Source organism: Clostridium sp. AF19-22AC (genome assembly GCF_003479085.1).
Taxonomy (GTDB): Bacteria; Bacillota; Clostridia; order Lachnospirales; family Lachnospiraceae; genus Faecalicatena_A; species Faecalicatena_A orotica.
This window is the reverse complement of the sequence record NZ_QUGN01000006.1, coordinates 70704-85715: the sequence shown is the minus strand read 5'-3', so window position 1 is coordinate 85715 and position 15012 is coordinate 70704. Positions and strand designations below refer to the sequence as shown.

12 protein-coding genes are annotated in these 15012 nt (G+C 46.4%); all 12 read right to left on the bottom strand.

The features are described from left to right. Positions 1–5: 5 nt before the first annotated feature. The 12 genes from DWX43_RS08875 to DWX43_RS08820 all read right to left on the bottom strand — a co-directional run bounded on the left by DWX43_RS08875 (position 6) and on the right by DWX43_RS08820 (position 14899). Positions 6–1493, bottom strand: coding sequence for an FGGY family carbohydrate kinase (locus tag DWX43_RS08875; protein WP_118620056.1), 1488 nt, complete (start codon positions 1491–1493; stop codon positions 6–8). Between the two features lies 1 nt (position 1494). After that, complete coding sequence (locus tag DWX43_RS08870) at positions 1495–2550, bottom strand: 2-hydroxyacid dehydrogenase (protein ID WP_118620055.1); 1056 nt, start codon at positions 2548–2550, stop codon at positions 1495–1497. Continuing rightward, on the bottom strand, positions 2528–3733 hold the full coding sequence (locus DWX43_RS08865; RefSeq protein WP_118620054.1) for a zinc-binding dehydrogenase: 1206 nt from the start codon (positions 3731–3733) through the stop codon (positions 2528–2530). Before DWX43_RS08865 ends, DWX43_RS08870 begins: the two co-directional genes overlap by 23 nt. 4 nt (positions 3734–3737) lie before the next feature. After that, the gene (locus DWX43_RS08860; protein WP_118620053.1) at positions 3738–4601 is read right to left on the bottom strand and encodes a class II fructose-bisphosphate aldolase; all 864 of its coding nucleotides are present in this window, start codon (positions 4599–4601) and stop codon (positions 3738–3740) included. A gap of 27 nt (positions 4602–4628) precedes the next feature. Beyond that, positions 4629–6017, bottom strand: coding sequence for an MFS transporter (locus DWX43_RS08855; protein ID WP_182440658.1), 1389 nt, complete (start codon positions 6015–6017; stop codon positions 4629–4631). Between the two features lies 1 nt (position 6018). Continuing rightward, entirely contained in the window at positions 6019–7395 is a 1377-nt protein-coding gene (locus tag DWX43_RS08850) for an MFS transporter (protein ID WP_118620051.1), read from the bottom strand. Positions 7396–7438: 43 nt separating this feature from the next. Then, positions 7439–7876, bottom strand: coding sequence for a D-ribose pyranase (gene rbsD / locus DWX43_RS08845; RefSeq protein ID WP_118620050.1), 438 nt, complete (start codon positions 7874–7876; stop codon positions 7439–7441). 182 nt (positions 7877–8058) lie between these two features. Beyond that, a complete protein-coding gene (locus tag DWX43_RS08840; RefSeq protein ID WP_242996027.1) occupies positions 8059–9957 on the bottom strand; it encodes an ABC transporter ATP-binding protein in 1899 nt (632 codons plus the stop codon). Further along, positions 9950–11701: an ABC transporter ATP-binding protein gene (locus tag DWX43_RS08835; protein ID WP_118620049.1), complete on the bottom strand. Its 1752-nt coding sequence runs from the start codon at positions 11699–11701 to the stop codon at positions 9950–9952. The genes DWX43_RS08840 and DWX43_RS08835 overlap by 8 nt, the downstream gene beginning before the upstream one ends. A 71-nt stretch (positions 11702–11772) precedes the next feature. Then, complete coding sequence (locus DWX43_RS08830) at positions 11773–12213, bottom strand: MarR family transcriptional regulator (protein WP_181368648.1); 441 nt, start codon at positions 12211–12213, stop codon at positions 11773–11775. A gap of 93 nt (positions 12214–12306) precedes the next feature. Then, positions 12307–13749 (bottom strand): MATE family efflux transporter, encoded by a 1443-nt coding sequence (locus DWX43_RS08825; protein WP_118620048.1) that lies wholly within the window; start codon positions 13747–13749, stop codon positions 12307–12309. A gap of 262 nt (positions 13750–14011) precedes the next feature. Continuing rightward, positions 14012–14899, bottom strand: a complete 888-nt coding sequence (locus tag DWX43_RS08820) for a LysR family transcriptional regulator (RefSeq protein WP_118620047.1) — start codon at positions 14897–14899, stop codon at positions 14012–14014. Positions 14900–15012 lie beyond the last annotated feature (113 nt).

Sequence of the window (15012 nt, the reverse complement as noted above, 5' to 3'; positions counted from 1 at the left end):
CGTTTTTATTTGCCGCACTCTGTGTTGTGTGGCTGTCTGTATGTTCCTATAAATTCTTGATACCTCTCCTGATACAGATTGTAAACCTTACTATCAGGATGGTATACCTTTCTGATCTGTACCATATGCTCTGCTGCACTATTAACATCAGGATAAATCCCCACTGCCGCTGCAGCCAGAATCGCAGCCCCTATAGAGGAGACTTCATTTTCCTCCATGCATTCGTATGTTTTTCCGGTAATGTTTGCCCGCAGCTGCACCCAGTCAGCTGATTTTGCACCCCCGCCTCCGATTCTTACCCGTCCGGTTCTGCCTTTCTTTGCCTTTCCGCATATTTCAAGCAGCCTTCTGGATTCAAACGTCAGTGCCTCCATAATCCCTGCAAAAATGTCGGTTAAAGAGGCTCCCAGATTCAAACCTTCTATACACCCGGCATTCGCACCGAAATCAGGACGTATGCGCACCATATTTTTACCTGTAAATTCCGCCTGTTCCCACAGCCTAGCATAGGCCGCCTGAGATGTATCCCGGTAGATTTCTCTCATAAACCATTCCACTAAAGCCCCGGACGTATCGAAAGCGGTCAGCATTACACTCGTATCTTTCAGAGGCCCCCTGTAAGAATAGAGTCCCCATTGGGGGTGGCTGGCATAAACATTCCGGTAACCGCTTGCCAGAAAGCCAAAGTGTTCAAAAGTACCCGTGATATTCCCGATGACATCCTGCTTTTCATCCGTTACACCAACACCGAGCCATCCACAGTCACAGTCGTGGGCGCCCGGAATTACAGAAACAGGTTCCGGAAACTTTACCCTTCCATAGGAATCCACTTTTCCGATAACATCCTGCGAATTCACGATTCTTCCAAGCTGGTGTTTCGTAATCCCCACCTCTTTCAGAAGAGGCTCATACCACTCTCCATGTTCCAGATCCACCATCCGTTTTGTACAGGCCATAGTCAGGTCATTAACTGGAGGAAGCCCCAGCCTGTGCAGGATAAACTGCTGAATATTGTAAAATCTTACAGCATGCCTTCCCACATCAGGCATTTCTTCTAATATATAACGTATCTTAGAGCTACAGCTCGTCGATTCACAGACATCTCCTGTCACCTGAATTAATTTTTCTTCCCCTACAGCAAGATTCAGCTGCTCTGCCTGTGATTTTCCCCGTACATCGAAACATTGTATGAGATGATAAAGCGCATTTCCTTTCTCATCTGCCGGAATGATATTATCTCCGAAGAAAGAGAATGACAGAGCCTCAATCCTATATGCTTTCCCTGACAGATACATGTCTGCGATAATTTTTTCCACTCCTGTCTGCGATTTTTCCCACATCTCATCGGGATCAAGCTCCACATATCCACTTTGCGGGCATATCATGTTGTATTTTTCTGATACGGAGAACAGGATTTCCCCGTTCTCACAATTCACCATATTAACATGAACATTCGAAGTCCCAAAGTCTACTACCAGAATCAGCCGCTCCATATTATAAAACCTCTTTATTCACTACGTTGATCCATTCCCCTGTCTCTAAGTAATGCCGCAGCGCATGAATCATAATGTCTACCGTCATTTCAAAGGCATTCGAACTCCATCCGGCTAGGTGCCCTGTCAAAGTTACATTGTCCATCGTATAAAATGGATGGTCATCAGGCAGCGGCTCCTGATGGAATACATCCAGCCCTGCTCCCCCGATCTTGTGGTTTGTAAGTGCATCCATCATCGCGTTCTCGTCGACGAGTCCCGCCCGGGCCGTATTAATCAGCACACAGGTTGGCTTCATCAGCGCAAACTGCTCTCTGCCAATCATTCCTTTCGTGTCCGGTGTCAGGCGGAAATGAACAGAGATCACGTCGGACTCCCTGCAAAGCTCATTCAGTTCCATAACATGGAAGCCTTCCTTTTCCAGTGCCTCCTTGTCACAGAACGGGTCATAGACCAGGACATTTGCCTCAAATGCTTTCATAATATTAGCTACTCTTCTTCCCACTGCCCCACATCCTACGATACCGACATTTTTCCCCTTGAGATTCACTGTATAATCTGTATTACAGAATTCATCGTCTGAAAAATCATGATTCATGATACGCATATGTGACCGTGCGATATTTTTCATCTCTGCAATCATAAGGCCGACTGTAAATTCTGATACAGGCACCGCCAGCCGTCCCGGGGCATTAATCACTTTTATGCCGTGTTTTGATGCATTCTCCAGATTTATATTCTCAACCCCGCTCCTCATAATACATGCAGCCTTCAAATCCGCCGCATGGTCAATTGCTTTAGAAGGCAGCGCACTCATGGCAGTTACAACGATTTCTGCATCCTCCACCGCCTTTGCCAGAGCTTCATTGAACGGCACCGCATCCGGCCCTTCCTTCTCCATTTTCAGAAACCATTCGGCGAATTCCTCCATGCTGTCTGAGCAGAGATCGTCCACAGTCTCTACTGTATATCCGAATTCCTCCCCCAGTTTCTGAAATCTTTCGATGCTGTCGTTCCCCCTGGTATTTACATCATTAATTATGACAATCTTTTTCATCGTTCTCCTCCTGTTCTTCCGGTATCCATACCCCCTTCAGGTAATCTGGGTCTTTCATTTTCCGAATGGTCGGGAGCAGTTCTTCCAATGTGCTGAACTTGTGTGTAACCAGTTTATGAAATGGAAGTTCCTTGTGCTTTTTCAACAGACGGAATGCTCTGTCAAATGTGCCGGGGGAATTCGCGCAGACAGATGTAACATGGGCGTTTTTCTCAAAGATAACGGCTGCCGGATTGATAGAAATCGAAAAGTCCGGGTTCGCCCAGGAATTAGCATTTCCAATTTCTATATAATGCCCCAGAAACCGCACCATCTGCAGTGCTTCAATGCAGGATGCCGGGTGATTTGCTGAGTTGATTACAATATCCGCCCCTCCGCCCGTGATTTCACTGATTTTCTGAATCCGTTCTTCCACCGTCATACTGCTGACATTCAGGAGGAGATCTGCTCTGGAAATTTCTGCTGCCATTTCTAGTTTCTTATCCAGAAAATCTGTAATTATCACCTTTTCAACACCCATATGCTTCAAAATCATGGCCGCCATAATACCGATCGGGCCCGCGCCTACGATTAATGCCGTGGCCGAAGTACTGTATCCTTCGTCCAGAGCACCCATTGTTGTCATCGCCTCTTCAACCGCACGCATTGCAACAGCACACGGATCGAGCAGTACAGCTATTTCAGACGGCATATCATCAGGTACTTTCCAACAGTATGTATTGCCCATCACATGCACGTATTCTCCGAATCCTCCTTTGAAATGAGGCCATTTTGCACACTCCTCGCTTAATGTACCGGGTACTTCCCTGTCATCCCAACCGCCGCCGTAAAAGAATTCATCCTCGCATGCGCCGCATACCCCGTCTCCAAATTTCAAACATCCACCACAGTGTCCGCATGTAACATGAGGGTATACTACAATCCGGTCGCCCACATTTAATTCTCCCCCGAACACATGCAGCGATTTACCTGCATTTTTCCCCATTTTCACAATATGGCCGCAGAACTCATGTCCCATAACCCCCGGTGCATGTTCTCCCTTCCATTCCACAAGCCCGTGCTCACTGCCGCAGATTGCCGCGGCCTCTACCTTAATCAGGACGCTGTCGTCCATCGGTTTCGGCACTGGGTAATCATAAACACTTATATCAAAATATCCATTCAAACCTGCTACTTTTGCCATTGTTTTATCTCCTTATCACCAATTCTTTTGTTCCGAAAATATCCAGATGTTTCTCTACCGTACCGGTGATGGATTCCTCCGCCATCTCAAGAACATCCGTCATATCCGCACGTTCATTTTCCATCAGGTAATTCCTGCACACATCCGCTGCCGCCACTGCCATGCCGGTATAGAAATTGACCTTGTTGATTCCACATTCGATCGCCTTTTTAAAGTGCTCCGGTGAAAGACCGCTTCCACCATGCATTACAAGCGGGCATGGCAGGGCTTCCCTTAATTTTTTCAGTCTTTCATAATTCAGTTTTGGCTCTCCTTTATAAATGCCATGTACTGTGCCGATTGCAACCGCCAGAGCGTCTACCCCGGTAGCCTCATAGAAAGTTGCAGCATCCTCAAGTCTCGTGTAGGCTGTCTCGTCTGCCTCATGGTCCCCCAGTACTTCCGCCTCATGACCGGCCACATGCCCGATTTCGGCTTCTACAGAAACACCGCACATGTGGGCAAGCTCCACAACCTTTTTCGTCAGCTTTATATTCTCCTGAAACGGAAGGGATGAGCCGTCAATCATAACGGACGTACAGCCATAATGAATTGCCTGCATGACAGCCTCTATAGACGGGCCGTGGTCTAAATGTACGCATACCGGCACTTTTGCACTTCTGCATTTTTCTATCGTATCACGCATGAAGTTTTCCGCATTTGGCATCGTGAAGGAATAATCACAAACCATAATAATAACGGGTACGTTTTTCGTTTCCGCAGCCGCGAGAATCCCTTCTGTAAATACCGGATTCATGGTATCAAATGCACCGACTGCATATTTTCCCGTTACGGATTCACTTAAAATCTCTTTTAATGTTACTAACATATCTGTTATCTCCTTTGCTTTTTATCTTTAAACGCCCTCTGCCTCAACAGCAGCCGCATTTTCTTTAATAATTTCCGACATTTCCCGGTCAGAAACGGGGTGTACGAATTTCAAAAGCACGGATGGAAGACAGTAACCAATTCCCATTGTGCATGCACAGATCCAGATCAGCAGAGAACTTTTACCTGCTGTCAGCGTCATGCCCTCCGTATAATTAATCGCTCCCAGAGCAGCCCCTAGCACAATTGCCGCTGCTGATACCGCAACCTTTACAGTCAGCCCGTACATGGACACCACAAATGCCCTTGTGTCCTTGCCTGTTTTATGTAAATAATATTCTCCTGCATCAATATACATCGCATAGTCTACGGAGTCGATAAAGCTCATAAAGAAGAATGCCAGTGACAGGCAGATCAGAAATCCCGCGGTACTTCTCCCGAAGACGCCAATCAGCAGGCTGGATGCCCCTGTAAGGATTCCGAATACCATGCAGTTTTTCTTTCTCCCGCCAAGCTTTTCAATAACTTTTGGAGCCAGCAGGTTTCCCAGAATTGCACTAAACCCAGAAATCGTAACGGCAAGGCTCATCACATTGATATTGCCTAATACATATTTACAAACATAGACCTGCATCGTACTCATTGCAAAGAATCCGCTGAAACGAATGATATCTGAAAGGACGCAGACGACTGCACATCTGTTTGTAAGCACCCCTTTTACCATGTCCCCGATATTTGCACGCCGCAACTCCAGCGCATCATTATGTGCTGCTTTATGATTTGCCGGATCGGCTTTGCGCCCCATCCATGCCAGCCATAAATATCCGGCCACGACAAGTACTGCCAGAAGAAGCTCGGCCAGCATAAATCCCCGCTGCTGGTTTCCTTTTCCAAAGACCTGTACAAGTGTTAACGCGATTCCGCCTGCGACAAGAAGGCCAATATTAGTCCCAACCCAGTGATAGGAAATGTACATGCTGCGTGCATCTGAATCCGCCCCTGCCATCTGCCCGTAAAGTGCAGTACGTGCACATGTAATTAAATCCGTTGTTCCGTATGCTAATATGTAAGCCATGCAGAGCACAGCCGTCCTGCCTGCTTTACTGCCTCCCAGACCGGAAAATGCCAGTATGCAGCCAACCATGCACAGCGGCGGCAGGATGATGATCCAGGGACGGTTCTGTCCCCAGCGGCTTCTCGTCTTATTCACAATGACACCACTGATACAGGAAACCACTGTCAGAGCTATCCCAATCACAGACATGCATGCAGAATAGGAACCTGTGCTAAGTCCATTTAAATCAGTCCAACTGTATGCAAAATAACTGTCCGTAATTGGAAGTGCAAAACCAATAAGTATATTTGCTAATGCGATCATAATACTGGTCTTCATTACTTTTGTTTTTTGGTTATTCATTTCAATCCTCCTCATTTTTTACATTCGCCCTGGCCGCTTCGGCCATTTCCTTGTCAGAAATCGGGTGCAGCTTCATTATCAAAACCGGCATGCCGTATCCGACCGCCATAGTAAGGGCCGTATACCAGCTCAGCCTTGTTTTCCCCACCGCATCCAGCACAATTCCCGCATGATAAGAGATTCCCTTTAACATCAATCCAATCACGATTGCAGACAGGGCACTCGAAATTTTAACCGCAAGTCCGTACATGGATACAAAAAATGCCCTTATATCCGTACCGGTCCGGTACATATGATACTCTCCTGCATCCAGATACATTGCATAATCTACAGAATCAATAAAGCTCATAAAGAAAAAAGCGGCAGAAAGACAGACGATAAATCCCACCTGAGACTTTCCAAAGATTCCGATCATCAGACTGGATATGGAGATCAGTCCGCCGAAAATCTGCATGTTCTTCTTTCTTCCTCCCACTTTTTCCACGATATAAGGTGCACAGTAATTTCCTAATACACAACTGAAACCTGAAATTGTCAGCACCAGCGTCATTGCATTCATATTGTCGAATACATACGTGCACTGATATACCGTAATGCCGATCATCGCATAGTATCCGGTGAAACGGAACACATCACTGAAAATGCAGCTCATAATGCAGCGGTTTGTAACGATTCCCTTCAGCATTTCCTTAATACTGACAGTTTCTTTCTTCTTTTTCCTGACATCCGCTATATTGGACGGGTCACTCTTCTTCCCCATGACCACAAGCATGCCATATCCCAGAAGTACTAAGACTGTCATGATGATTTCGGTGATAATAAATCCCCTGTGCTGGCTGTTTTTTCCAAACAAGTTTACAAGAGTCAGTGTCACGCCCCCTGCGATCAGCATACCCACGTTCGATCCAAGCCAGTGATAAGATACATATATGGTCCTCGCTTCATAGTGGTCGCCTGCCATCAGCCCATAAAGAGTAGTCCTCGCAGCCGTAATCAGGTCATTGGTTCCGTATGCCAGAATATATGCCACACATAAAATCGCTGCCTTTTCTGCCGCAGAACTTCCCCATCCAGTAAACGTCAGGATGCCCCCCGCCATACATACCGGGGGCAGGATGATCAGCCACGGCCTTGTCTGTCCCCATCTGGACCTTGTTTTCGTAACTAATATACCGCTTATACACGCCAGTGCCGTCATCAGAATCCCCATAACAGATGTGCAGGATGCATACAGCTCCGGACTCAGCCCGTTTAGATCTGTCCAACTGTATGTGGTATAGTTATTTGTCAGGGGTGTTGCAAATCCTGTGAAAATATTGGCGGCCGCAATCAAAAACGCTGTCTGCTGTATTTTGCCGGCTCTCATACTTCTTTTCATATTCCCAACTCCTCATCTTCAGAGTCTGATACAACAAATTCCTTTAATCTGGTATCATCACCTCATACTCTTCCACACTCCACGGATCACCAGAACACGACTCCAGATAAATATTCGATGCAGGAAGAGGTTCTCCTGTCCTGATAACCAGTTTTGCCTCCTTCGTCTTTTCAATGAATTCTTCCATCGTTATTTCTTTCTGTACTTCGTATTTTACAAAGGATTTCTTTACTAAATCGTAATACTCTGGGTTGGCTTCTCCCATGAAGTCTACGATATAGTATCCACAAAACCGCATTTCATGCAGAACGGCCGTCAGAACCTGTTTCCACGTAGGAATCCCTGACACAAGTGAGATATCGATTGTGCGGCATCCCTTCGGGATCGGAAATCCCTGATCGCAGATTACCAGCCCGTCCCCATGCCGCAGGTCTGTCAATGCCCCCTCTAGTTCTCCGTTTAAAATACCACTCTTTTTCATTCACATTGCTCCTCTCTCTTTTGTTTGAACTCACTTTACACCTCAAGTTGACTTAAGGGTCAATACCTTTTTTATATTTTTTCTTACCATTTTTTTACATTTCAAAGAATAAAAAAGAGGAAACGGAAGTATTCAAAAAACACTTCCGTTTCCTCTTCAAACCAGATATTCATACTCCTTATCTAAGACAGTTCAAAAGCCCCTGTGTAGAGCTGATAGTATTTCCCGTGTTTCGCAATCAATTCCTCATGGCTTCCACGCTCTATGATCTCGCCCTGTTCCAGAACCATGATCACATCAGAATTCTGTACGGTAGAAAGCCTGTGTGCAATTACAAATACCGTTCTTCCCTTCATCAGGGCATCCATACCCCGCTGCACGATCGCCTCAGTTCTTGTGTCAATCGAAGACGTCGCCTCGTCCAGTATCATAACCGGCGGATCGGCAACTGCAGCCCTGGCAATCGAAATCAACTGGCGCTGCCCCTGTGACAATCCGCTTCCGTCACCCGACAGAACTGTGTCATAACCGTCCGGCAGCATCCGGATGAATCCATCCGCGTTGGCGCGTTTCGCCGCTGCGATACATTCCTCATCCGTGGCGTCCAGTTTCCCGTAACGCAGGTTTTCCATGACTGTGCCCGTAAACAGGTTGACATCCTGGAGTACGATTCCAAGAGACCGGCGCAGATCCGGCTTCTTTATCTTATTGATATTAATACCGTCGTACCGGATCTTTCCATCAGCGATATCGTAGAACCGGTTGATCAGATTCGTAATTGTTGTCTTACCGGCCCCAGTTGCCCCTACGAAGGCCACCTTCTGGCCCGGCTCGGCATAAAGTGTGATGTTATGGAGCACGACTTTATCTTCATTATAGCCGAAATCTACATCAAACATGCGCACTTCACCCGTTAACTCCGTATAAGTCAGGGTACCATCCTCATGCGGGTGTTTCCATGCCCACAGCCCGGTACGCTCTGGCGTCTCTGTAAGCTCCCCGTCGACATATCTGGCATTGACAAGCGTCACATAACCATCGTCAACTTCACTCTCCTCATCAATCAGTTCAAAGATACGCTTCGCACCTGCCAGAGCCATGATGATCGCACTCAGCTGCTGGGAGACCTGCCCGAGCGGCTGGATAAAGCTCCTTGATAACTGCAGGAAGGATGCAATCATACCGAGGGAGATCACGTCCACCCCTGTCAGGCTTATATTGGTAACTCCGCTGATCCCCATTGCACCGCCCGCAATCGCAACGAGCACATACAGGACATAGCCAAAGTTATTCATAATCGGCATCAGCACGTTTGCATAGGTGTTTGCCTGTGCAGCCTCTCCAAAAAGCTTTTCATTCTTCTTATCGAATATTTCCTTTGCCTTTTCCTCATGACAGAATACTTTTACCACTTTCTGCCCGTTAATCATTTCTTCTATATAACCATTCACATCACCAATCGATGCCTGCTGCCTGACAAAATACTTTCCGCTGTTGCCGGCTACTTTTTTCACAACCTGCAGGATCAGCACGATGAATACGAGCACGAACAGGGTCAGCCAGACACTAATGGACAGCATGGCAAAGAATACTGCCACAATAGTAACGATTGAAGAAAACAGCTGCGGAACGCTCTGGGAGATCATCTGCCGAAGTGTGTCTGTGTCATTCGTATAGTGACTCATAATATCCCCGTGGGAATGTGTATCAAAATATTTGACTGGCAGAGTCTGCATATGCGAAAACATCTCATCCCTGATCTTCTTCAGAGTCCCCTGTGAAATAACCGCCATGATTCGGTTATAGAACAGCGTTGCAAGAACCCCGATCAGGTAGACTCCGGCAAGCAGGATAATCGCCCTGAACAACCCGCTGAAATCCGGCACCGCCTGTACAAGCAGCGGAGTGATGTAATCGTCAATCAATACCTGTAAAAATAAGGACGCCATGACACTTGCCCCCGCACTTACCAGAATACAGATCAGTACGAAAAGAAAACGTCCCTTATACTCCTTCAGATAATCCAGAATACGCTTCAATGTACTCATATCCAGTTTCTGAACTTTCTTTTTCTCATTCATCTTCATTTCCTCCCTTCTGCTGGGATTCAAAAACTTCTTTATAAATTGCATTGCTATTCAACAGTTCTTCATGCGTTCCCAGACCATCGATCTTTCCATCATCCAGGACGATGATCTGGTCCGCATCTTCCACGGAGGAAATCCTCTGTGCAATAATAATCTTGGTTGTATCCGGAATCTCCTCACGGAATGCCCTTCTGATCATTGCATCCGTCTTCGTGTCCACTGCACTCGTAGAATCGTCGAGTATCAGTATCTTCGGTTTTTTCAGGAGTGCACGGGCGATACAGAGGCGCTGCTTCTGTCCGCCCGATACATTGGAACCACCCTGCTCAATATAAGTATCATACCCATTCGGGAACCGGCGTACAAAATCATCCGCCTGGGCCAGCTGGCAGGCATGGATCAGTTCTTCGTCCGATGCGTGCTCATTTCCCCAGCGCAGATTCTCCTTGATCGTTCCGGAGAACAGTTCGTTCTTCTGAAGCACCATAGCAACCTGATTACGGAGCGCTTCGATATCATAATCGCGGACATCCACACCGCCCACCTTCAGGGAGCCTTCGGTAACATCATAGAGTCTTGGGATCAGCTGCACCAGACTCGATTTTGACGTACCCGTTCCCCCGATAATACCGATTGTCTCACCGGAGTGGATGCTCAGATTGATATTATCGAGACATTTTTTATGTGCCTTATTGGAATAGCTGAACGAAACATTTTCAAACTCAATGGAACCATCCCTCACATCCATGACCGGGTTTTCCCCGTTTTTCAGGCTGCTTTCCTCAGTCAGAATTTCATAGATACGCTCTACAGATGCCTTTGACATCGTAATCATAACGAATACCATGGACAGCATCATCAGGGCCATTAGTACCTGCATCGCATACGTGATCAGACTCATAAGACCGCCCGTACTCAGACCAACTGCCGGGTTTCCGCCGCTTGCAATGATAGCCCTTGCCCCGAACCACGAAAACACAAGCATACAGGCATACATACAGAACTGCATGAGAGGCATGTTAAATGCGATCGTCTTCTCCGCCTTTGAAAAATCTTTGTAGATCATCTCGGAAATATTCCCGAACTTCTGATCCTCGTAATCCTCCCTGACAAATGATTTTACGACGCGGATCCCGCGTACATTTTCCTGTACGACATTGTTTAATTTATCATAGGTCTTAAACACCCTCCTAAAAATCGGGTGTACCCTTGTCATGATCACATACAGGCCGATTCCAAGAACCGGCACACAGATGAGAAACACCATAGACAGCTTCGCGCTGACGCGGAAGGCACAGACCAATGAGAATATCAGCATAACCGGCGCCCTCATAGCCATACGTATCATCATCTGGTATGCATTCTGTACATTTGTAACATCCGTTGTGAGTCTGGTAACGAGACTTGACGTAGAAAACTTGTCGATGTTCGAAAAAGAGAAATTCTGTACATTATAGTACATATCCTTCCGCAGGTTCTTTGCGAGCCCCGCAGACGCATATGCCGCGGTCTTTCCTGCCGCTGCTCCGAAAAACAGGGAGAGAAACGCTGCTATTAGAAGGGTAATCCCCATTTTCCATATATACCCCATATTACCTTCATCGATACCATAATCAATCAGGTTCGCCATCAGCAGCGGAATGATTACTTCCATTACTACTTCCAGTGATACCAGTATGGGAGTCAGAATGGAATCTTTTTTATATTCTCTGATACTTTTTGCCAATGTTTTAATCATTTCACAACCTCCTTATCTATATTGTACGACATCAAACTTCTTCAGGAAAAAGGAAGCCGGCATCTGCCGGCTCATCCTTCGCTTACATTCTTTATAATTCTATCAATATAGGAATAAAACTGTTCCAGTTCTTCATCGGAGAATCCTTTGACGATCCGGGCCTCCACAAGATCACGGTTCCGTTCCATCTCTTCGCCAAGTGCAATCGCCTTTGGTGTCAGGAGCAGTCTCTTCAGTCTTGCATCCCCCGGCACGCTTTCACGTGTGATCAGGCCCTTTTCAACCATCAGATTTACTACCTTCGATGCAGTAGACCTCGTTATATTGAACTCACACTCCAGATCCTTCTGGTATACCGGTTCTCCTTCATGATCCCTGAGATATCCGATAATCCATCCATTTGAGCCTGTAATGCGGTTAATCTTTACCTTGTTCATCTGATTATCAATAAAACGCTTGATCAGATTATCCAGCACCCGGAGCTCTCTTCCCATATACTTTTTTTCTTTCATTTCCATCCCTCTGTTAGTTTGAAGTCGAACTGTCATACATTCAACTGTTTGACATCTAACATTTTAACATGAGAATTTCTAAATGTCAACGTTTTATACCTGACTTTTTATAACTTCGTTTCCCGTCCCTATAACCGCTTCGTTTTCAGGCGCCAGCGCCTTGTAGGTGTTCCTTATTACCACCGCAGATATTAAAAATGTCAGGATATCCGAAACCGGCATGGAATACAATACCCCGTCCAGGCCAAAGAAAGCCGGCAGGATAAGCGCAAAACCGATGCCAAAGATAACCTCCCTTATCATGGACAGTATAGTAGAAAGCATTGCCTTCCCCAGTGACTGAAGGTAAATAAAAGTTGCTTTATTCACACATGCAAATACGATCATACAGAGATATATCCGGAAACTCTTCACTGCAAAATCCGTATAATAAACACTCTCATTTGCCGCGCCAAAAACAGCAATCAGCTGGCGCGGAAATGTTTCCACAATCAGCAAGGCAATAGCCCCCACTGCGGCTTCGGCAGCCAGCAGGTAAGTCAGGATATTTCCCGCCCGGTCCCTGCGGCCCGCCCCCACATTATATCCGACAACCGGGATACAGCCTGCCGCCATGCCGACAGATACAGAAATAACAATCTGGAAGAATTTCATGACAATCCCTACTACAGCCATCGGAATCTGTGCATACTGCGTCTGGCCGAATATCTCATCTCCGGCACCGTACTTAAGAATCATATTCTGTACTGCGGCCATACAAAGCACGAGCGAAATCTGTGATAAAAAACTGCAGACTCCCAGAGGCAGGAACCGTTTCAACAGGCTCCCCCTGATTTTAAAGCTGTCCCTGCCCAGCTTAACAGCCTTCATGTGGCAGAGATACCAGACTGCCAGAACAGCTGTCAGTACCTGTCCCGCCACGGTAGCGGCCGCGGCCCCCATCATCCCCCACTTAAATCCGAAGATGAAAACAGGATCCAGTATCATATTCACTGCCGCCCCGGCCAGAGTAGATAACATGGCAAACTTCGGGCTTCCGTCGGACCGGATAACCGGATTCAATGCCTGCCCGAACATGTAGAACGGCACGCCGATCGTAATATAGGTAAAATATTCTTTCGAATAGGCAAAGGTCTCCGCATTTACCTGTCCGCCAAATAGAATGAGTATCTGGTCCTGAAAAATAAAGTAAACGGCAGCCAGTATCATACTGCTGATTATACAAAGCAGCACTGCATTGCCGATACTCCGATGTGCATTGTCTTTTCTGCCTGCACCGAGACTGATACTTACAAATGCACAGCACCCGTCACCGATCATAACCGAAACTGCCAGCGCAACAACAGTCAGCGGGAAAACAACAGTATTGGCCGCATTGCCGTATGATCCAAGATAATCCGCATTAGCAATAAAGATTTGATCCACAATGTTGTATAAGGCGGCTACTAAGAGAGAGATCACGCAAGGGACCGCATATTTCCTCATTAACACTCCGATTTTTTCCGTTTCCAGATAAGCGTTAGATTTCTGTTCCATTACTCACACCTCTCTTTCGGAATGCTTTTAACCTGTTCTTAATTTCTCGTTTTTCCATTACAACCTCCTGATAATATAAATTTGGAGCAACTGTTCAGAACCATGAACAGTTGCCGCCCGGAGTCTTTTTCGGAAAGCTGCCACAACCAAAAAAAACGTAAATCCCGAATCTGGATTTACGCTTTTTGCCACTCGACATACATATTTTATCAATTAGAATCCCAAAAGTCAATTTTATAAATTTAAAATTTTATGTGAACATTTACAGTACAGATGCTATGCTGCCAATTTTGATGTTCTCTAACAGAAGCTGGAGTGGCTTTGTAACATATTTGTTCCTATGAAGCAATACCAGCATTTGATTTTCCATTTCAATACCTTCTATTTGGAGGAAACGCAGCCGCCCAGCCTCCACGGAATCAAGTAATAGTTTTTCCGGCAGGACCGTAATTCCCATTCCAGCTTCTGCTGCTTTGGCCAGTGTAAGTGAATTAACGCTTTCCCAAACCGGCTCTGCTTTCAGATTTGCCGCCACAAGCATATGGTCAAATGTATCACGGACTGCGCTTCCCTGTTCCCTCAGAAGCAAAGGATATCCGCATAGCTGCCGCAGGGTAGCGGACTGTCTGGAAACAGAAAACCCCGGTGAGCAGGCTGCCCGCAGCAGGTAAGACCCCAGTGTAATTGTTTCAAAATCACCTTTCGGCGCAGCGCCTTCCCAAAAAGCAACATCCGCATCCCCACGCTGTAAAATATCAAGGACCGCCTTCGCACTTGCAACTCTGACAAAAATCTGCTGTTCAGGATATACTGCACGAAATTGGTTCAGTATTTGAGGCAGCACAAATGAGGCAATCGTAATGCTGGAAACGACATGGATTGGCGTGTTCTCCTCTAAATGAGAGATCCGCCTGTCCAGATTTCTGCTGGCAATCAGTATCCCCCGTGATTCTTCCAGAAGAGACCTGCCGCATGGCGTGACTTCCACTCCCTTTGGCCGGCGCTCGAAAAGGGCCGTTCCAGCTTTCGCCTCTAATTCTGCCACGGCATGCGATACCGCTGATTGTGTAATAAACAGCTTTTTAGCGGCGCCTGTAAAAGAACCGGTCTCTGCAATTGCTTCCATAATTTCTAAATATCTAATATTCATATACACCTCAACAACATGAGTAAAATTGATGGTAACGGTAAAATTATATCATTTTACAGATTCCACTACAAGCGCTATACTTATGGCAATACGCAAATCAATGCATAGAAAGG

What these genes read in the sequence shown, in the direction of transcription:
- DWX43_RS08875 (WP_118620056.1), bottom strand. Translation starts at nt 1,493, where the DNA reads ATGGAGCGGCTGATTCTGGTAGTAGACTTTGGGACTTCGAATGTTCAT.
- DWX43_RS08870 (WP_118620055.1), bottom strand. Translation starts at nt 2,550, where the DNA reads ATGAAAAAGATTGTCATAATTAATGATGTAAATACCAGGGGGAACGAC.
- DWX43_RS08865 (WP_118620054.1), bottom strand. Translation starts at nt 3,733, where the DNA reads ATGGCAAAAGTAGCAGGTTTGAATGGATATTTTGATATAAGTGTTTAT.
- DWX43_RS08860 (WP_118620053.1), bottom strand. Translation starts at nt 4,601, where the DNA reads ATGTTAGTAACATTAAAAGAGATTTTAAGTGAATCCGTAACGGGAAAA.
- DWX43_RS08855 (WP_182440658.1), bottom strand. Translation starts at nt 6,017, where the DNA reads ATGAATAACCAAAAAACAAAAGTAATGAAGACCAGTATTATGATCGCA.
- DWX43_RS08850 (WP_118620051.1), bottom strand. Translation starts at nt 7,395, where the DNA reads ATGAAAAGAAGTATGAGAGCCGGCAAAATACAGCAGACAGCGTTTTTG.
- rbsD (WP_118620050.1), bottom strand. Translation starts at nt 7,876, where the DNA reads ATGAAAAAGAGTGGTATTTTAAACGGAGAACTAGAGGGGGCATTGACA.
- DWX43_RS08840 (WP_242996027.1), bottom strand. Translation starts at nt 9,957, where the DNA reads ATGAATGAGAAAAAGAAAGTTCAGAAACTGGATATGAGTACATTGAAG.
- DWX43_RS08835 (WP_118620049.1), bottom strand. Translation starts at nt 11,701, where the DNA reads ATGATTAAAACATTGGCAAAAAGTATCAGAGAATATAAAAAAGATTCC.
- DWX43_RS08830 (WP_181368648.1), bottom strand. Translation starts at nt 12,213, where the DNA reads ATGAAAGAAAAAAAGTATATGGGAAGAGAGCTCCGGGTGCTGGATAAT.
- DWX43_RS08825 (WP_118620048.1), bottom strand. Translation starts at nt 13,749, where the DNA reads ATGGAACAGAAATCTAACGCTTATCTGGAAACGGAAAAAATCGGAGTG.
- DWX43_RS08820 (WP_118620047.1), bottom strand. Translation starts at nt 14,899, where the DNA reads ATGAATATTAGATATTTAGAAATTATGGAAGCAATTGCAGAGACCGGT.